Genomic DNA, 23124 nt, shown 5'->3' with positions numbered 1-23124 from the left:
CTAAAAACTAGTTGATAATCTTTTAGAATTTAACTTTCCTATAATACTCTTTGCTATTTCTTCAATATTTTCATTTAGAAAGAAATGACTACCTTCAAAAGAATGAAAAGTACACGTTTTACTTGTATATTGCTTCCATTTTATTACTTGATCAGATGTAGTAAATTCATCATTTTTCCCATTAAATATAAGAAAATCAATATCACATGGTTGTATATTATTATCATGAATGTATGTCTCGACAATCTTAAAATCTGCTCTTAAAATAGGGAGAAAAATCTCCATTAATTCTTCTGATTGAAGTACCCCAGATGGTGTACCTCCCATTGCAATAACTTCTCTTTTAAATTGTTCATTAGGAAGATTATATCGGATATTTTTTATTATACTATTTGGATGGTTTCTACCGGACAAAACAAGAAATTCAGGTAATTCGTTATTAGAATCCTGTATTTTCCTGGCTACTTCATAGGCAATCAAACTCCCCATGCTATGCCCGAATAGAATGTACGGCGAAGCATCTATTTGCTTAACTATACTAGTGTAGGCATCATTTACGGCCTCTTCCATACCTTGGTACAAGCTTTCTTCAATTCTATATCCTCTGCCAGCTAATTCTATCGGGACTACTTCAATATATGGATTAAAGTAATTTTTCCATTTTGCGTAGTTAAACGCAGATCCCCCAGCATGTGGAAAGCAAAAAAGTTTAGTCTTCTGCATTGATTTTCTCCTTACTTTCAAATTTGTATATAGTTTGGCAAATTGTATAAATGTCTTTAATTATTATCTCTTGCGGAAATTCATCTCTTGTTGCACAAGCAGATAACTTATAATTTGGATCAATGTTATATTGTTTAAAGTAAAAGTTTTTAGGTATATGCTTGTATGAAATTGAAGTTCGTGATTCTTTTTTTATAGAGAATGAATTTAATGGGGTATAAAGCCCTTTTCCAATCGTTTTTATATAGCTTTCTTTTAATGTCCATAAATCATAAAAATAATTAATTTGTTCATCAGAATTCATATTAGATATATCATAAAATTCTTCCGCTGAAAAAAATTCTTTTGCTAATTTAAAAGCCTCTATTTCTGAAACTTTTTCTATATCAATACCCACATTAAAATTAGCAGTAGTACAAACCACCCATTCTCCTGAATGAGACACATTAAAATGAAAGTCAGAAAAGTTTTCAACAAAAGGTTTTCCATACTCATTATATATAAATCTAATTTCTTCATTATTAATTTTATACTTTTGGCAGATTAGAGATCGGATTAGTAAATCCCCTATCAGGGTCCTATTAATGTCGCATGAATTTAATAATCGCTTCATTCGCTCTTTCTTCCCATTTGAAACCAAGTTACTAAGTTTCTTAAACAAATGACTTTCAATATTCTTTGGTATTTTCACAGCGTGAATTTGTATGATAAATCACGTCCTTTTTTAAAGAATGGCTTCGTATATGTACGTTACAGAAATTCAAATTAACTTTATTAACTTTCATATACAATAGGAAAGGTGCATATTTACATATCAATGAAAATATACACCTTTCCTCAGTTATATCATCAAGGTATTCTCTTCTATTACAAAGAATTCAGAGCATTTACATCATACTTTGAGCAACTCATATAGGTTTATATGTATCTATCAAGTAATTTTTGCACTATCCCCTTAAAAAATAATGCTCTTGATATATTCATCATTGCCTACACTTGTTTGCAGTTATTGGGCTGCCCTTTTCATTCATAAGCGTTACATCTTTTGTGCTCTCTACTTTTCCGTTAATGAAAGGGATGTTTCTTTTATTCCTTCAAATTCATTTAGTACATACATAGCTATTTTTTCAACTGCAGGTGAATCCACTATCTCTTCATGTGATCCAGAAACAGAATACATATTTACTCTTCCTTTTAATAAAGGTCCCCAATCTGTAAACAACTCTTTTCCTTCCTCAGCACTAAAGTAGAGAACTTTTCCAAAGTATGGTATCAAATCATTCTCTGCCATTAAGTTCAGGCATTTCCTATGAGCATTGATAACTTGCTTTAAATTCATAAGATCTGCATCTGGCGGGAGTACTCCTTCCATAATTAATCGCTCCACAAGCATATCTTGTTTATGGATGAGGCCTTCTTCCTGCTCAGTAAAATCTCTAGGAATGAAATGCTCATATATATATGAGAGCATTTCTTCTCTTGTTTTATAATCCTGCTCTGATGGTACTTTTGTATCCATTAGTACCAACAACTCAACTTCCTCACCTTGACTCCTTAGTACAGTTGCGACTTTATAAGCAATTGCACCGCCTAAAGACCATCCTCCAAGACGATATGGACCTTCTGGCTGAACACTTTTTATTTCTTCGATGTAAAATTGAATTACTTCCGGCAAGGTCAACTCGTCAATTTCTTTCTTTTCTATAAGAGGATTCTGTAAACCATAAAATGAACAATGGTTCTTAAGTAATCTTGCTAGTTGAATGTAACAGAATACATTCCCCATAAACGGATGAATGCAGAAGAACGGTCTTTTTTCTGATTCTTGCAGTGGAACCAGCGCTGATACTGATTTCGTCATATCATACTTATCACGAATAAGGCATGCGATTCCTTCCACTGTTGGATTCTTAACCAATGTAGACACCTTAATCTCTTTTCCAAACTTCTCCCTAATTTTTGAAACTAGTTTAATTACAAGGAGAGAGTGTCCCCCTCTATTAAAGAAATCATCATTTACATAGACATCTTCTATCTGTAACACATCCTGCCAGATTTTAATCAACTGATATTCAATTTCATCCCTTGGAATGATTGGTGTAGAGAAGTTATTTTCTCTTTGAATAGTTAAATTGTTCAATGCCTTTCGATCAACTTTTCCATTCGTTGTAAGAGGCATCTCGTCTACCTTAATAAAGTGTGCAGGAACCATATAATTCGGTACTTGTCTCTTGAGATATTCACGCCAATCATGCATACTTCCATCTCCAACTACATAAGCAACCAATCTCTGCTCTCCTAATTTATCCTCTGTTACCAAAACTACTGCTTCTTTTACCAATGGATGCCCCTCTAGATTCGCTTCAATCTCTTCAAGTTCAATACGAAAGCCCCTAATTTTCACTTGATTATCAATTCTTCTCAAGTAATCTAAATTACCATCAGGTAAATAACGAACCAAATCTCCCGTACGATATAAACGCTCTTCTTCATTAAATGGATGACGGATAAATCGCTCTGCTGTTAATTCTGGACGATTCAAGTATCCTCTCGCTATACCTGCACCACCGATATATAGCTCACCTGTTACACCAACTGGAACAGGTAGCAAATTTTTATCCAATACATAAGTTTGAACGTTCGGCAACGGACGTCCAATCGTAACTCTCTTACTATCTGTTTGAATATGATAACACGTTGCATCAACCGTACATTCTGTAGGACCGTATACGTTATAAAAATCAATTTTTTCGGTCTCTACTAGCTGTTCCCATAATGACGGCATGATTGCTTCACCACCGACTAATATCTTACTTGGTACATGAACATCAGCACTCATTTCTAGCAACCCTCCATCTATAAGTAATTGAAGTAATGAAGGTGTCATATCAAACATTTCCAATTTATTCTCCCTAATATAGGACACAAATTGTTCCGGATTAGTGCGAACTTCACTTGGGATAATATATAAACTTGAACCATAAAGCAACATTTGTAATTGCTGAATAGATACATCAAAGGCAATTGACGCATTCAAACCGACGCGCATATTACTAGGTATGTCATGTGAGAAAACTTCTTTTTGTAAACCATAGGATAGGTTTATTACAGAATGGTGCTGTACTAAAGCCCCCTTTGGATTCCCTGTCGAACCAGAAGTATAGATAACATACGCTAAGTTTTCCCCTGTTACCTCACATATTGGTGAAAGTTTGCTTTCTTGAGAAAGCATTGCTTGGTCCCTATCTAGGCAAACTGTCTTGATGTCTTTAGGTATCCATCCTAGTAATACCTCATTTGTAACTAACACTTTAATTCCCGTGTCTTGTAAAATATATTGCAGGCGGCTTTCCGGATTCGATGGATCCAATGGAACATAGGCTGCTCCAGCCTTCCAAATTCCCATGAGACCAACAATCATCTCAACTGATCGATCAAAGCAGAGGCCAACTAATGACTCTGTCCCAATTCCACATTTCTGTAAATGATGGGCTAATTGATTAGCTCTTTCATTCAGCTCTCGATACGTTAGTTGCTGTTTTTCATCTACCACTGCCACCGCGTCAGGTGTACGATTTACTTGCTCTTCGAATAGTTGATGAATTACATTCTCACGTGGATAGGATATAGCATTATTATTCCATTCTTCCAATAGCTTTCTTTGTTCAGCCTCCGTAATATATACTAGCTCCGATAGATTTTGATCAATGTTTTTGAGCATTTGCATTAACACTTTGTGTAAATGACCCAGCATTCGTTCAATGGTTACTCTATTAAACTTACTACGGTCATACATTAACTTTAACGATAACTGAATTCCTGGAACTACAGCCAATCCTAATGGATAGTGGGTTTGTTCTACCCCTTTCAATTCACCAATTTCCAGATTTTCTGAAGATTCTTCTTTCACTGGATAATTTTCAAACACATATAAACAATTGAACAGCGGTGTACCTCTAGGAACCTCACTCCACCCCTGAATCTCTGTCAAAGAAGCATACTCATATTGTCTTCTTTCTATCTCTTCCTCTTGTAACTTCTGCAACCAATCTATTACTTTTATATCATCCATCAATTGAATTCGCGTCGGTGACGTTGTAATGAAAGGACCTACGATGTTTTCAACACCAATAATCTCCGTAGAACGCCCTGAGCTTGTTACACCAAAGACAATGTCATTTTCTCCACTATATCGGCTCATGAGATATGCCCATGCACCTTGAATTACTGTACTCAAAGTAAGTTTATTTCGTTTCGCCCATCCTTGTAACTCTTGAGTCTGCTCTTCTGATAAATACGTAACCTTCTCTGTGTAACCTTTTTCTTCCTCTTTATTTTCTAAGCCCAGTAAAGTTGGTGCAGTAAAACCTTTTAGCTTCTCTCTCCAGAATTGTTCCGCCTGCTCCTTATCTTGTTCTCTGAGCCATTGGATATATTTCTTATATGGTGAGGATTTAGGTAACTTTACAGCTTCTCCATTCATTCTCTTCTGATAGACTGTAAGTAATTCATTAAAGACCAATGGTAAACTCCATCCATCCAGTAAAATATGGTGATGTGTCCAAACAACCCGATATTCTTCCTCACCTTCTTGAATGACCGTTACCCGCATCAATGGTGCTTCATCAAATTGGAAGGCTTGTTTTCGATCTAATTCCAAAAAGACTTTTCTTTTTTCTTCTATCTCTTCACTTGTCATTGTACTCCAGTCTTCTTTGTTCACTTTAAATGGGATATTTTCATACACCACTTGTACAGGTTCTTCAATTTCGTCCCATACAAATGCTGTACGAAAAATTTCATGCCGCTGAATTACAGATTTCCACGCCTGCTCAAAAGTAGGAATATCCATTTCCCCTTGAATCATAAAACTCAATTGCACTATATACGGTGCAACATGTTCATCCCCTTGATCATGCAATGTGTGGAAAATCATACCTTCTTGCAAAGGTGATAGTGGATATAAATCAGTAATCTGATTGTTCTTTCCACGATGCATTTTGTTTAGTACATTTGTCAAACCTTCTTGGCTAAGATTAGCCATTGCAAAATCCGAAATGGTCAGTGCAGATTCTCTATCTGAAGATTGAATCAATCTACTCAGTTGATATAGCATATTCTGTGCAATACTTTGAATCGTTGATTTGGCAAATTGTCCAACATTGTATACCCAAGTGAACTGAAGTTTTCCATCCGTTACAACCCCAATTACATCAATTACATGCGATCGCTTGGAACCGGCAGCATGATCTAAACGCTTAAATTCGTTCTCTGGAATAAACATTGCATCGCTAGAAAACATTTGGTCAAATTGTCCAAGATAGTTAAAACTAATAGACGGTGTATATTGGGAGCTTAATGGCTCACACATTGTTGTGTTCATGTAACGCAACACCCCATAATCAACACCCTTATTAGGAATTTTGCGAACTTGTTCTTTAACTGCTTTTAATGCTGCAATTGGCGTATTAGCATTAGTAATATTTAAATGAACTGGGTAAATACTTGTAAACCATCCCACGGTTCTCGATAAATCAACATCTTCAATAATCTCTTCTCGACCATGTCCCTCTAAATCTACGCTTAATATCGGCTGCCCCGTACATGCTGCTGTAGCTTGTACCAATGCTGCTAATAATACTTCATTGATTTGGACACGGTGAGTGCTTAAAGTCTCTTGCAATAACATACGGGTCTCATTCTCGTTTAACACCACAGTAATTTCCTCAGTTACTGCGCTTACTGGATTACTTATAGTACCATCTACTGGCAGTATAACTACGTCTTGTTCAACCTGCTGCTCCCAGTAATGTAGCACTTCTTTTGATATTCCAGTTTGAGCGTAATGTTGTAATTTCTCCGACCATTCTTTAAAAGATGTACTCTTCATAGGTAATTGAATTTTTTGCCCTTGGACTGCTTGCGTATATGCTGTTTGCAAATCTTCCAATAAAATTCGCCAAGAAACACCATCGACGGCTAAATGATGAATTGTCCAAAATAATCGGCCAGTCTTCTCACCTTCATCAAAATACACCATTCTCATTAAAGGACCATCATGTAAATTCAATCTTTCTTGTGCAACATTAATCTCTTTTTGAATAACTTCATGCCAATCCGCTTCCGGCACTTCGTCTAATGAAATGACAGTCAGCATCAATTGTTCTTCAATTCCTTCATTCCACTGTTCCCAAGTCCCATTAGGTAAACGTTCATATCTTAAACGCAGGGCATCATGATGAAGTAGAAGGTTACGCGCTGCCTTTTCCAGTGATCCTATGTCCAATTTTTCTTTCGTTCTAAAGAACATGGATTGATTCCAATGATGTGGATTAGGATGATTTTGTGCAAAAAACCTTTGCTGAATAGGTGTAAGTATCGTCTCTCCAGTTATAATTCCTTGTTCAGCTTGTACACCTTGTTCTTCTTTGACTACTGGCGCCAACTCAGCAATCGTTTGGTGTTCAAATAGTTGTTTTGGTGTCAACTGTAAACCAGCTTGCTTTGCGCGAGAGACAATCTGAATGCTAAGAATTGAATCTCCACCAATTTCAAAAAAGTTATCATAAATACCAATACGTTTTGAACCTAGCACACGTTCCCAAATCATAGAAAGCTTATGTTCACGTTCATTTCTTGGGGCCGCGTAGCCTTCTTGTGTTCCTTGATAATCTGGTATAGGTAACGATTTCCGATCAACCTTTCCATTTATGGTTAGCGGTAATTCTTTCATTTCGACAAAGTAGGAAGGTATCATATGGATTGGCAGTTTTGTTTTAAGATACTCTCGCCATTCTTCTACACTACCTTCGCCCACTACATAAGCTACTAACCTCTTATCTCCCGACTGATTTTCCCTAACTATTACAACTACCTCTTTTACCAAGTCATGCTCTTGTAAAGTCGACTCAATCTCCCCAAGTTCGATTCGAAATCCTCTAATCTTCACTTGATTATCCATTCTTCCTAAGTAGTCTATATTACCATCAGGAAGATATCTCACAAGATCGCCTGTTCTATATAACCTCTCGCCTTCTTTGAATGGATGAGAAATAAATCGTTCGGATGTTAACTCTGGACGATTCAAGTACCCCTTTGCTAGACCTGCTCCTCCGATATAAAGTTCCCCCATCACACCAACTGGAACTGGCAACCTATTACTATCTAATACATAAGTTTGGACGTTAGGCAATGGACACCCAATTGTTACTCTCTTACTATCTTTTTTGATATGATAGCATGTTGCATCAACCGTACATTCTGTAGGACCATATACATTATAAAACTGTATTTTATCAGTCTCTACTAGCTGTTCCCATAATGACGGCATAATTGCTTCACCACCAACCAGTACCTTACTTGGAACATGAACGCCATCGCACGTTTCTAACAATCCGGCATCTATAAGTAATTGAAGCAATGAAGGTGTTATATCAAAGATTTCTAACTTGTTCTCCCTAATATAAGCTACAAACTGCTCCGGATCACTTCGTACTTCATTCGGAATAATATACAAACTTGAACCATAAAGCAGCATTTGTAATTGCTGGATAGATGCATCAAAGGCAATTGACGCATTTAAACCGACATGCATGTTAGATGGTATCTCATGTTCGAAAACTTCTTTTTGTAAACCATGCGACAAGTTTAGTACAGAATGATGCTGTATCAAGACACCCTTTGGATTCCCCGTTGATCCTGAAGTATAGATAACATACGCTAAGTTTTCTCCTGTTACTTCACATTTTGGTGAAAGAATGCTTTCTTGTGAAATCATTGCTTGATCCCTATCTAGACAAACTATCTTGATTTCTTTAGGTATCCAGTCTTCCAATGACTCGTTCGTAACTAATACTTGAATTCCAGTGTCCTCCAAAATATATCGTAGACGACTTTCTGGATATGATGGGTCTAATGGAACATAGGCTGCTCCAGCCTTCCAAATCCCCATAATACTAACAATCATCTCAACTGAACGCTCAAAGCAAAGTCCAACCAATGATTCATTCCCAATCCCGCATTGCTGAAGATAGTGGGCCAATTGATTAGCTTTTTCATTCAGCTCTCGATACGTTAACTGCTGTTTTTCATCTACCACTGCTACCGCATCAGGTGTACGATTTACTTGCTCTTTAAACAGCTGATGAATCGTACTTTCCTGTGGATATGCTACAGCATCATTATTCCACTCCTCCAACTGTTTTTGCTGTAATCCTGACAATATAGGCAACTTAGCTAATGATTTATCAGGATTCTCCACGATTACATTTAACCAGTTCCCAAAATGTTCAGCCATGGATTCAATAGTTAAGCTGTCAAATAAATCAGTTCTATAAACAAAAGTAAGTAATAAACCCTCTTCCACTTCTGCAGCAGTTAAACTTAAATCAAACTTAGCGATAGGAGCATTACTTTCCATTACTTCTATATTTCTTCCATGTAGTTCTGGTAGCTTCTGTCCCGTATTTTGCAAAGTAAACATGGTTTGGAAAATCGGAGAATGGCTTGTATTTCGTTCAGGTTGGATAACCTCTACAATTTTCTCAAACGGAACATCTTGATACTCATACGCCTTCAATGCTTTTATCCTCACTTGAGACAACAACTCTTGAAATGCCGGTGCATTACTTAAATCAGCTCGATAAACCAATGTATTGACAAAGAAACCAATCAGCCCTTCAATTTCTCGATAATTTCGATTTGCAATTGGGCTGCCAACAATAATATCCGTTTGTCCCGTATAACGAGCAAGGAAACTTTGATACGATGCCAATAAGGTCATGAAAAGTGTGGCCCCTTCTTGACGACTTAGTTCGTTTAATTTATCCAGTAATGAGCGCGATAACAAAACATTATGAGTTAATCCATGGTGGGTTTGCACTGGCGGACGCGGACGATCCATTGGCAACATTAAGACTGGTAACTCACCGGATAATTCTTCCTTCCAATACGCAAGTTGTTGATATAGTACTTCATCTTTCAACCATTCTCTTTGCCACTGAGCAAAATCGGCATATTGAACTGGTAGTGGTTCCAGCTCTGCTTGTTTTTCACCAATCGCATTCTCATAAAATGCCATCCATTCTTGAAGCAAGATTTCCATCGACCATCCATCTGAGATAATATGATGCATATTACATAGAAGAACCCATTCTTCTTCTGAAATTCTTATGAGTTTCCCACGGAACAATGGCCCTTTTTCTAAATCAAATGGAGATTCGACTTCAGTTTGAATCCATTGCTCCAACTTTCTTTCTCGCTCCTCTAATGAAAGCTTAGTTAAGTCCATTTGCAGAAGCGGACGGAAAACGTACGGTTGAATCTGCTGCATAGGATGGCCATCCTCTTCATAAAATACAGTCCGCAAAGATTCATGACGCTCTATCAACTGATTCCATCCCAACTCCAATGCCTCAGGTAACCAATTCCCTGTAAGACGGCATGCCATTGGCATATTATAAAGTGCACTATTAGGTGCAAATTGATCAATAAACCATAAGCGCTGTTGGGCATAAGACAGTGGAATATTTCCCCCTCGTTCCATCGGCATCAATGGTGGAATTTCTCGTTTTTCGCTCCCCTTACGTAACTGATCTATTCGTTTCGATAATGCCTCGACCGTTGAATATTCGAACAGTTCACGTACTGGCAATTTGATTTGAAAGACTTCCTGTAAGCGTGAGACCACTTGTGTAGCAAGTAGAGAGTGACCACCAAGCTCAAAGAAAGAATCCTGAACATCAATGTCTCTTATTCCTAGCACTTGACTCCATACTGAAGCAATAAGTTCTTCCAGCGGAGTTCTTGGGTATACAGTATTTTCAGCGGATTGTTCACTAAGTATAGGCAATGCCTTCAAATCAAGCTTTCCATTCGGTGTAAGTGGTAAAAATTCCATCTCAATAAAGTTTGTTGGAACCATGTAATTAGGTAAATGTGTTTGTAGATGTTCTCGCCATTCATGGACACTTCCTTCACCAACTACATAAGCTACTAATCTCTTATCACCTTGATTATCCTCTCGCGCCAATACAACAGCTTCTTTCACAGAAGAATGCGCCTGCAAAACAGCTTCTATTTCTCCCAATTCAATCCGGAAACCACGAATTTTCACTTGGTCATCTATACGTCCATGGAACTGGAGATTACCATCAGAAAGATAACTTGCTTTGTCTCCTGTATAATAGAGACGTTCTCCTGACTTGAAAGGATGTGGAATAAATTTTTCCTTTGTAAGATCCGGACGATTAGCATATCCACGTGCAAGGCTCTTCCCTCCAATATAGAGATCTCCAATTACACCAATTGGTACTAGCTGAAGATGAGAATCTAACACATAAACTTCTGTATTCGCAATCGGTCGACCAATCGATGGCGTACCCGTTGTCACTCCTACAGGTACGTAACAATCTGTGGTAACAACGGTATTTTCCGATGGACCATACTGATTAATTACCGCAAAAGGAATATCGTTAGATGGATACTGCGTTAATTGATCCCCACCAGTAATGATAAAACGAAGCTCCGTTTTATCTGGCCAAGATAATTTCAATAGTCTTTCCAGAATAGGCGTAGGTGCAAAACTAACTGTTATTTGTGAATCGATGAGCCAGTCCCTTAGCGCTTCTGGATTAATTCTCAGTTCCTCTGTTGACAAGTAGAGTGCTGCGCCAGCAGTTAGATACGGCCAAATCTCCTGGACAGCCGAATCAAAAGCAACCCCTGCAATCTGAGTCGCACGATCCTCTGCTGAAATATGATAAACTTCTTGATGCCAAGAAACCATATTCATTAATGAGCGATTTTCAACCATGACACCCTTCGGTTTTCCTGTAGAACCAGAGGTATAAACAATATAGGCTAAGTTCTCTGGATTTATTTGACGTGTAGGTGCGATTACGCTTTCCACTGTTAGTTCTTCTAACCTCACCATTTCGACGTGTGCGAAATGTCCTTCTTGTCCTTCCGCCGTCACTACAAATTGAATTCCTGCATCTTCAATCATGTATTCTAACCTTGATTTTGGATATAACGGATCTAAAACAACATAAGCTCCACCAGCTTTTAAAATGCCTAGTAAACTTGCCATTAGCTCAGCTGACCTCGGAAGATAAACTCCTACCACTGACTCTGGGGCTACTCCCTTTCGCCGTAAAACATTTGCCAACTGATTTGCTTGTGTATCCAGTTCACCATAAGTCCACTGTTTTGTTTGATCAACTACCGCAATCGCATCCGGACGCCTTGCTACTTGCTCCTCAAATCTGTCGCAAATAAGACCCTGATGAGACATTTCCATTACAGTGTCATTCCATGTTTCTAATAACAAAGTACGTTCGGGTTCTGATAGCATGCTCAGGTCATGCAACGGATTTTGTGGGCGATGAGAAACTTCATGTAGCCATTTCTCAAAGTGTCCTGCCATCCGTTCAATAGTAGTAGCATTGAATAAATCCTTATTGTACTCAAAAGTAAAAAGTAATCCCTCTTCCGTCTCAGTTGCCATTACACTTAAATCAAACTTTGCAATTGGACTATGGCTTTCTATCATTTCAATACTTCTACTAGATAACATCGGAAACTCTTGTTTCATATTTTGCAAGATGAACATAGTCTGGAAGATTGGCGAATGACTTGTACTTCGTTCCGGTTGCACAACTTCTACAATTTTTTCAAATGGAATATCTTGATATTCATACGCCTTCAATGCCTTTTGACGAACCTGATATAGTACATCTTGAAATGTCGGTCTACCACTTAAATTAGCTCGATAAACCAGCGTGTTAACGAAGAAACCAATTAGTCCTTCAATTTCTCTATAATTCCGATTCGCAATTGGGCTTCCGACCAGGATATCTTCTTGTCCCGTATAACGAGATAGAAAACTTTGATATGCAGCTAAAAGCGTCATGAAGAGTGTAGCCCCTTCTTTTCGACTAAGTTCATTCAATTTATCATGTAGCGTGCCTGGCAGAACCAGAGTGTATGTCGACCCGTGATGAGTTTGTATTGCGGGACGCGGGCGATCCATAGGAAGTTGGAGTACAGGAAGCTCCCCAGACAATTCTTCCCTCCAATATTGGAGTTGTTGATCAAGCACCTCCTCCTTTAGCCATCCTTTTTGCCACTGAGCAAAGTCTGCATATTGAACCGGTAATGGTTCAAGTTCCGCTACCTTTCCATCCGTTGCTTTCTCATAAAATGCCATCCATTCTTCAAGTAGGATTCCCATTGACCATCCATCTGAAATGATATGATGTAGAGTACAAAGGAGTATCCATTCTTCCTCTCCCACATGCAAAATACTTGTCCTGATTAATGGACCTTCTGTTAAATCAAATGGCACTTCTGTTTCTTGTTGAATTAAACGTTTAACTTCTTCTTGATCTTCAGAAGAAAGCATAGTTAAATCCGTTTTCGGAATTGATTGAAAAGCATACGGTTCAATTTGCTGTACGGGTTGACCGTTCACTTCGTGAAAGACCGTCCGCAGTGATTCATGACGTTCTATTAGTTGATTCCATCCCGTTTCCAATGCTTCAAGTAGCCAATTCCCTGTAAGGCGGCATACCATTGGCATATTGTAAAGGGCACTATTAGGTGTAAATTGATCAATGAACCATAAGCGTTGTTGGGCATAAGATAGTGGGATAGCTTCTCCTCGTTTCATTGGTATTAGCGGCGGAATCTCTCGTTTTTTATCTCCTTTACGTAACTGATCTAGTCGCTTTGCCAGTGACTCCACCGTTGTATATTCAAATAGTTCACGTACTGGTAATTCGATTTGAAAAATTCCCTGTAAACGTGAAACTACTTGAGTAGCTAGTAGTGAATGACCACCGATTTCAAAAAAGGAATCCTGAACATTAATATTTTTTATTCCTAACACTTGGCTCCAAACGGAAACGATAAGCTCCTCCACTGGTGTTCGTGATGAAGTAATATCTTCACTTATGAACTGTTCTTCTAATTCCAGTAAGGCTTTCCGATTCACCTTACCATTTGGAGTGAGTGGCATACCTTCAATTTTGAAAAAGTATGCCGGAACCATATAATGTGGCAGTTGCTTCTTGAGATATTCACGCCACTCCCCAGTATCGCCTTCACCCACTACATAAGCTATTAACTGCTTATCTCCTGGTCGATCTTCCTTCACCAACACGACTGCCTCTTTTACAGATGAGTGATCATGTAAAGCTGCTTCAATTTCTCCCAATTCAATTCGGAATCCTCTAATTTTAACTTGGTTATCTATTCTTCCAATATATTCTAAGTTACGATCATTCATATATCTCACCAAGTCACCCGTTCGATATAATCGTTCCCCGTCCTTAAAGGGATGCGGAATAAAACGTTCAGTAGTTAAATCCGGTCGATTGAAGTAGCCACGTGCTAATCCTACTCCTCCAAGGTAAAGTTCCCCTGCCACACCAATCGGGACCACTTGTTGATATTGATCTAACACATACAACTCTGTATTATTAATCGGACGACCAATCGGAATAAGCATTGGTTCTTTTTCTAAATCACAATCGTAATAAGTCACATCCACAGTTGCTTCAGTAGGACCATACAAGTTAATTAACTTTGTTTGCTGAGCATTGTAAAAGATTCCCTTAAACCGGCGAACCTGCTCAGTGTTTAACGCTTCTCCACTAGTAAAAACTTGAATTAAAGACGAGACATCCCTTTTCGAATTATATAGTTCCATATAATCTAAGAAAGTAGATAACATCGACGGAACAAAGTGCATGGTGGATACACGGTATCGTTCAATATACTCCTCAATCACCGCAGGATCTTTCTCTCCTCCTGGTGGAAGTAAACAAACACGTGCTCCTACAAATGACCACCAAAATAATTCCCAGACAGAAACATCAAACGAAAACGGTGTCTTTTGTAGGATTGTATCCTCCTCAGACAATGGGTATTTTTTCTGCATCCACTGTAGGCGATTGATAACAGAATGATGTTCAATCATTACCCCCTTTGGATTTCCCGTCGAACCCGAAGTGTATATAATATAGGCTAAGTTATTTGCTGTTACTCCACTTACCGGAGCTAAATTACTCTCTTTAGAAATCATCACTTGATCCCGGTCTAAACAAATTGCTTGAATATCTTTAGGTAACCAGTCCTGTAGTGTTTCTTTTGTTAACAGCACTTGAATTTGTGAATTCTCCAAAATATATCTTAGGCGGTTTTCGGGATAACTTGGGTCCAGTGGGACATAAGCCCCACCTGCCTTCAAAATCCCAAAGAGACCAATAATCATATCAGGAGAACGTTCAATACATATACCAACCAATGATTCAGGTCCGATACCTCGTTTTTGTAGAAAATGTGCCAATTGATTCGATTTTTCATTCAGTTCTTGATACGTTAGCTTTCCACCCTCATAAACTACCGCCACTGCATCAGGTGTCCGTGCAACTTGCTGCTCAAATAGCTCATGAATCATACGATCATGACCATAAACTACGTCCGTATCATTCCATTCTTCTAGGAGTTGTTTTTGCTCAGTATCCGATAACATTGACAGCTTTGTATATGATTCATCTGGATGATACGTGATTTCATTTAGCCAGTTCTCAAAATGTACTGCCATACGCGCAATGGTACTACTATCAAATAAATCCGTGTTGTATTCAAATGAGACGAATAGACCTTCTTCCACTTCATAGGCAGTTAAGCTCAAATCAAATTTAGCAATAGACATATTACTTTCTACCATTTCAATACTTCTATCAGGCAAATCTAGTCGTTCTTGTTTTATATTCTGTAGCGTAAACATGGTCTGAAATATAGGGGAATGACTCATGCTTCGTTCAGGTTGCACAGCTTCTACCACTTTTTCAAATGGGATATCTTGATATTCGTATGCTTTTAACGCCTTTTTCTTTGTTTGGTTCAAAATCTCCCGAAAAGTAGGGGTGCCACTCAAATCTGATCGATAAACCAACGTATTAACAAAGAAACCAATTAATCCTTCTACTCCCTTATGGTTCCGATTTGCAATCGGGCTACCAACTAGAATATCTTTTTGTCCCGTATAACGAGCAAGAAAGCTCTGGTATGCGGCCATTAAAGTCATAAATAAAGTAGATCCTTCTTGTCGACTTATATCCTTCAATTGACTGAGCAATTTATAAGGAAAAATCACATGATGCGTAGCCCCAGAGTAAGTCTGCTTAACCGGCCGAGGTCGATCCACTGGCAGTTGTAAGATAGGAAGCTCCCCAGACAATTCTTCCTGCCAATACGTAAGCTGACGATTTAGCACATCACCTTGCAACCACTCCTTTTGCCACTTCGCAAAGTCTGCATATTGAATGGATAATGAACTTAATTTAGCAGGATTTCCACCCATTTCTTCTTCATAGAAAGCAAGTAATTCATTCATGAATATACCAATGGACCAAGCATCAGAAATAATATGATGCATCGTACACAGTAATAACCATTCATCCTTCTCTAATTGAACAAGCTGATTACGAATTAAAGGACCATTCATTAAATCAAATGGTTCTTGCGCTTCTCTCGCAATTAAACTATCTACCTCTTTTTCTTTTACTTCTGGAGGAAGTTGAGAGTAATCTCTTACAGGTAATGCTCTAGGAAGGAATTCGGCAATTTGTTGCACAGGTTGTTCTCCTACTTCTTTAAAAACAGTTCGTAATGATTCATGGCGTTCAATGAGTCGATTGAATCCCTTTTCTAATGCTTCAGGTATCCAATTTCCTTTTAGATGCCATACTGTTGGAATATTATATAAAGAACTGTTTGGGTTAAATCTGTCCATAAACCACAAACGTTGTTGTGCATAAGACAACGGGAGTGCTTCTTTATTCTCCTTTTTTTGCATTTGCTTCTGAAGCCATGCTCTCTTCTCAGGAGAAAGTGAACTCAGCTTTGCAAGTAAATCACTTCTCATTTTTTTACCCCTTCCTCAATCAAATTACTCTCGAATATCCCTTGTGCTTCTTCCTCTGATAGCTCCTCTAATTGCTTAAGTAGTTCCAGTAATTCTTCATCATTACTCACTTCTGCTTCTTTTTGAACATAGTCTTGAAGACTTACATTCTCCTTACTATCATTCTGCATTTCTTGATTTTTGTTATCGAGCAATTGATCAATCTGTTCTGCCAATTGCTGCACCGTATGAAACATAAATAAATCATGCAATGGTATCTCGATTCCAAAAGCCTCTTTAAGATTGGAAACAGCTTGCGTAGCGAGTAGTGAATGGCCACCAATTTCAAAAAACGAATCTTGAATTCCGATGTTTTCCTTACCTAAAACTTCATGCCATATCGAAACGATTGTTTTTTCCGTAGACGTACGAGGAGCAATATAACCACTTGCTATCTCCTGTCTCTCTGGCGCTGGTAAGGCCTTCCTATCAATTTTCCCATTAGGAGTGAGTGGAAATGCATTTAATCCAACAAAATAGGCTGGAATCATATAATTTGGTAGTTGATCCTTGAGATAATCACGCCACTTTTGAGCATCCCCGTCTCCTACAACATAGGCAATTAAACGTGGGTCGCCAGGATAATCTTCCCGCACCATCACAATAGCTTCGTTAACTAGTGTATGCCTTTGTAATGTCGCTTCAATTTCTCCTAGTTCAATCCGGAACCCACGAATTTTTACTTGATGATCGATTCGTCCAACATACTCCAAATTTCCATCCGGCAAATACCTTACTAAATCTCCAGTCCGGTATATTCGCTCTCCTTCTTTAAACGGATGCGGTATAAAACGATTTTTCGTTAAGTCAGGGCGCTTTAAATATCCACGTGCTAATCCTGATCCACCAATGTACAACTCACCAACTACACCAATTGGAACCATTTTTTGTTCAGCACTTAGTACATATACTTCTGTATTGAATATTGGTTTACCAATCGGTGGAACCCTATGCATGACACCCTTTTCTAATTCCATATACGTGGAATACGTAGTATCTTCGGAAGGTCCATATAGGTTGTACACCTTTTCAATCGTATTTCTCTCGTATAAATCTTGAACAAGCGAATATGGCAATGGTTCTCCAGCCAAATTCATCACCTTTACCGAAGAAGGTATTGTTTTTGCTCGAACCAGTTCCTTTGCTGCCGATGGCACAGTATTAACCAAAGTCACACCTTTGGAAGACAACTTCTCTAGATGTAGCGCATTTTCAGTGACAATCACCTTACCACCCATCGTTAAGGGAACAAATACTTCAAAAACGGATAAATCAAAAGATAGCGAAGTTGAAGCTAACACTCCCGCTAATTCCTTTCGGGAATACGTGTGATGCGCCCAATGAATCATTGTTACTGTATTCCTGTGCTCAATCATTACTCCCTTTGGATTTCCAGTGGAACCTGAAGTATAAATAATATAGGCTAAGTTATCGCCCGTCACTTCACTCGTACATACCGTAGTTACTTCTTGTTCTATTTCTGCTCGATTACGATCAATACAAATCACGTTGACGAATTTAGGTATAGCCATTTTTTGTTGTAACTTTTCCTGTGTCACCAGTACCTTTATTTGAGCATCTTCTAAAATGTACTGCAGTCGACTTTCCGGATACGCTGGATCAATTGGGACATATGCTCCTCCCGCCTTTATAATTCCTAAGAGACCGACAATCATCTCGGATGAACGTGTAACGCAAATGCCAACTAATGATTCGCATGTTACACCATTTTTTTGTAAATAATGTGCCAACTGATTCGAGCGTTCATCCAACTCTCGATATGTTAGTTCTTCATCTTCGCACACTACTGCAATTGCTTCTGGTGTTTTTTTCACCTGTTCTTCAAACATTGTATGAATCGTACTTTCTTCCATATCTATAACACGCGATTTATTCCATTCCTCTAGTAGTTGCTTATATTCTACTTTCGATAACATATTCAGTTCTGATAGTACACATTTTGGATGAGAGACAATTTGATTTAACCAATGTTTAAAATGACTTGCCATACGTTCAATGGTTGTATCATTAAACAAATCAGTATTATATTCAAAGGTTAGTGATAATCCTTCTTCCGTCTCAGAAGCAAATAAACTCAAATCAAATTTGGCAACCGAAGCATGGCTTTCCATGAGTTCCATTTGTCTTTCAGATAGCTGAAGAAACTCTTGTTTCGTATTCTGTAAAGTAAACATAGTTTGGAATATTGGTGAATGACTTGTATTCCGTTCAGGTTTTACGGATTCTACCACTTTCTCAAATGGGATGTCCTGATACTCGTATGCTTTTAGCGCTTTTTTTCTTACCTGCGACAAAAGTTCTTGGAACGTCGGATTTTCACTGAAATCAGCTCGATAAACCAACGTATTTGCAAAGAATCCAATTAATCCCTCAATCTCTTTCACATTTCGATTAGCGATTGGGCTTCCAACTATAATGTCGTCCTGTCCTGTATAACGAGAAAGGAAGCTTTGATACGCTGCCATCAATGTCATAAATAAAGTGCACCCTTCTTGCAGACTTAAATCTTTGAGCTTTTCCTGTAGGGAATTCGCCACTATTAAGGACTGACTTGCACCACGATGGGTTTGAACTGCAGATCGAGGACGATCCATCGGTAATTGTAAAACCGGTAGTTCCCCAGATAATTCTTCCTTCCAATATTGAAGGTGCTGATTCAAATTCTCCTCTTTTTGCCATTCCTTCTGCCACATGACAAAATCTGCATATTGGATAGATAACTCCTTCAATTCCACTGGTTTTCCGGTTAGTGCTCCTTCATAAAAAGCCATCCATTCTTCAAGTAAGATTCCCATTGACCATCCATCTGAAATAATATGATGCATCGTACAAATGAGAACCCATTCTTCCCTGTCCACTTTCAATATTCGTGTTCGAATCAGAGGATTTTGTCCAAAATGAAATGGTTCCTCAGCTTCGTTTTGAATGAGCCGTTTCATTTCTCTTTCCCTATCTTCCAAAGAAAGATCTGTTAGATTCGTTTGAGGAATATGTCTGAACACATGAGATTGAACCTGTTGAAAAGGTTCACCCTCTTGTTCTAGAATTGTCGTCCTTAATGATTCATGACGCTCCAACAATTGATTCCATCCGACCTCCAATGCTTCAATTGACCATTTACCTGTTAAGCGACACGCTGCATGAATATTGTACATAGCACTATTTGGCATTAATTGATCAATAAACCATAGACGTTTCTGCGCATAGGAAAGTGGGATAACTTCTTCTCGTTTCATAGGTACAAGAGGAGCAACCTCTCGTTTTTTATCTTCTTTTCGTAACTGATTCACTCGTTTCGCCAATGCTTCCACTGTATCGTGCTTGAAAAGTTCACGTAATGGAATTTTAATTTGGAACAGTTCTTGCAATCTAGAGACGATTTGAGTAGCAAGTAGTGAGTGCCCACCACGTTCAAAGAAGGAATCCTGAATACCAATATTTTCTGTTCCTAACACTTGACTCCAAACCGAGGCAATAAGCTCTTCTGATGGCGTCCGGGGTAGCACATTTAAATCTTCAATAGCTTGCTCATCAGGTGCCGGCAAGGCCTTTCGATCAATTTTCCCATTCGGAGTAAGCGGGAAGTGTTCTAACTCTATAAAGTGCGCTGGAATCATATGATTCGGTAATTGGTTTTGTAAATACTCTCTCCACTCTTGGGTATTTCCATCGCTTATTACATATGCAACCAATCGTTGATCACCTGGACGATCTTCTCTAACTAATACAACAGCCTCTTTAATAAACGAACATTTTTCTAAAGTGGCTTCAATTTCTCCTAATTCAATCCTAAAACCACGCATTTTGACTTGATGGTCCATTCTACCTATAAATTCTATATTTCCATCAGTTAGATATCTTACTGAATCTCCTGTTCGATATAGTCGTTCTCCCAATTGGAATGGATGCGAAACGAATTTTTCAGCAGTAAGATTCGGACGATTTAAGTATCCACGTGCTAAACCAGCACCACCAATATATAACTCACCCTCAATTCCTATTGGTTGCAAGCGTTGATTTTGGTCTAATACATATAATTGCGTGTTCTGTATTGGCTGCCCAATAGAAACAAATTCTTGATTAGGCTGAATATCAAATGCATTGACATAAATAGTGGCTTCAGTTGGCCCATAAAAGTTGGTTAATTTCACTTGTCCACTATAATTCCATTTTTGTTGAAAACGTCTAACTAACCCTGAACTTAGTTCTTCTCCACCAGAAAATACATGGCGTACGGACGAACAATTCATGTTCAATTCAATATGATTGAAGTAATCTAAGAAAACAGATAACATCGAAGGTACAAATTGAACTATAGTAACCTGATGTTGTTTAATCACTTCAGCTATAATAGAAGGATCTTTTTCTCCACCTGGAGGTAGGAAAGATACACTTGCACCAACGTGAATGCCCCAAAACAATTCCCAAACAGAGACATCAAATGAGAATGGCGTTTTCTGCAAGACCACATCTTTTTCAGAAAGCGGATATTTATGTTGCATCCATTCTAGATAATTAATTACTGAATGATGCTCAATCATTACTCCCTTTGGATTCCCTGTAGATCCTGAAGTATACATAACATACGCTAAATTTTCTCCTGTTACACCACTTATACATGGGGTTGTTTCTTCTTTTTCAATTGCAGTGTAATCTTTATTCATACAAATCGTTTCTATATTTTCAGATACAAACAAATTTTTAGAATTCTCTTCCGTCACTAGTACTTCGATTCCAGCATCCTCTAATATATATCGAAGTCGACTCTCTGGATAAGTAGGGTCAAGTGGAACATACGCTGCTCCTGATTTTAGAATACCTAATAACGCTATCATCATTTGTAATGAACGTTCCATATATACCCCAACTAGAGACTCTGGGCCTACACCATGCTTTTGTAAATAATGAGCTAACTGATTTGCACGCTTCTCCAACTCTTTATAGGTAATTTGTTCATTTTCGTAACTAGCCGCGATTGCTTCCGGTGTTTTTTTTACTTGCTCCTCAAACATCGTATGAATCATGCCTTCAGCCGAATAATTAACTTGAGTATGATTCCATTCCTCTAGTAACTGTATTTGTTCTTCTTCTGTTAAATGAGTAATTTCAAATAGTTTTGAATCTAAGCTCTTCGTCATCTGAATTAATATTTGCAATAAGTGATTCTGAATCCGATTTATTGCTTCTTCATTAAAATAGCTTCGATCATACATCAACTTTAAAGTAATTTTCTTACCGGGCATTACAATGAGTGTTAAAGGATAATTTGTTTGTTCCGTGCTTTTAACATCTAGTAATCTTAAATCATCATTTCTCTCATCTTGAATTGGATAATTTTCAAACACATACAAGGTATGAAATAAGGAGCAATTTCGCGGAACCTCACTCCAGCCTTGAATATCTATCAACGAATTATACTCATACTGTCTTCGTTCCATTTCTTTCATTTGTATTTTACGAAGCCAATCTACTACTGATGTATTATCCGTTAATCGAATTCTGGTAGGTAATGTGTTAATAAATAGCCCCACCATATTCTCTGCTCCTATTAAATCAGTAGGACGTCCAGCGCTAGTTACGCCAAATACGACGTCACTGTCACCGCTATACCTACTCATCAAATAAGCCCATGCACCTTGTACTAACGTATTCAACGTTAATCGATTATTTCGTACCCACTTTTGTAAACTCTCAGTAAGTTCCTCAGATACTTGATAAGCACACTCTCCATAACCCTTCTCTTGTCCTTCATCCTTTCTTTCCATTGCTAATGGAGTAGGTGCATAGAACCCTTTTAATTCTTCTTTCCAAAATTCCTCTGCTTGACTTTGATCTTGTTTATTTATCCATTGAATATATTTTTTATAAGGAAGAGATTTAGGAAGATTCAACAATTCTCCCTTTATCATCTTGAGATAAACTTCCATCACTTCACTAAGGATCAATGACACACTCCATCCATCTAGCAAAATATGATGATGTGTCCAGATAATTCTCGTTTCCTCTTTTGCTTCTTTAATCGCAGTGACTCTCATCAATGGTGCTTCATCCAATAAAAATCCTTTCCTACGATCTGCAGTCAAAAACTGTTGTAATTTCTTCTCGTTCTCCTCATGCGAATAGGTACTCCAATCCTCTTGATGAATAGTAAAAGGAAGACGTTCGTAAACTGCTTGTAGAGGTTTTTCTACTTCTTCCCAAACAAATACTGAGCGTAGAACCTCATGTCGTTGAATAACATATTCCCAAGCTTTTTCAAAAGTAGCAACATCCAATTGCCCCCCGAGCAAGAAACCTACTTGTACAATATAGGAAAAAGAATGTTCATCATCTTGATCGTATAAAGTATGAAACAGTATTCCTTTTTGCAAAGGTGATAAACCATATATATCAATAACGTCTCCCAT

4 protein-coding genes are annotated in these 23124 nt (G+C 38.1%); all 4 read right to left on the bottom strand.

Translation table 11 applies throughout. The features are described from left to right. The 4 genes from CQ064_RS24865 to CQ064_RS24850 all read right to left on the bottom strand — a co-directional run bounded on the left by CQ064_RS24865 (window position 1) and on the right by CQ064_RS24850 (window position 23124). The gene (locus tag CQ064_RS24865; protein ID WP_001172924.1) at window positions 1-723 is read right to left on the bottom strand and encodes a thioesterase II family protein; all 723 of its coding nucleotides are present in this window, start codon (window positions 721-723) and stop codon (window positions 1-3) included. After that, window positions 710-1414 (bottom strand): 4'-phosphopantetheinyl transferase family protein, encoded by a 705-nt coding sequence (locus CQ064_RS24860; RefSeq protein ID WP_002042141.1) that lies wholly within the window; start codon window positions 1412-1414, stop codon window positions 710-712. Before CQ064_RS24860 ends, CQ064_RS24865 begins: the two co-directional genes overlap by 14 nt. Before the next feature lie 363 nt (window positions 1415-1777). Next, a complete protein-coding gene (locus CQ064_RS24855) occupies window positions 1778-16657 on the bottom strand; it encodes a non-ribosomal peptide synthetase (RefSeq protein ID WP_001255756.1) in 14880 nt (4959 codons plus the stop codon). After that, on the bottom strand, window positions 16654-23124 hold the full coding sequence (locus CQ064_RS24850; protein ID WP_000503031.1) for a non-ribosomal peptide synthetase: 6471 nt from the start codon (window positions 23122-23124) through the stop codon (window positions 16654-16656). The genes CQ064_RS24855 and CQ064_RS24850 overlap by 4 nt, the downstream gene beginning before the upstream one ends.

Source organism: Bacillus sp. MYb78, assembly GCF_002975115.1.
Lineage (GTDB): Bacteria > Bacillota > Bacilli > Bacillales > Bacillaceae_G > Bacillus_A > Bacillus_A cereus.
The sequence above is the reverse complement of the archived record's forward strand: the minus strand, read 5'-3'. Positions and strand labels throughout refer to the sequence as shown.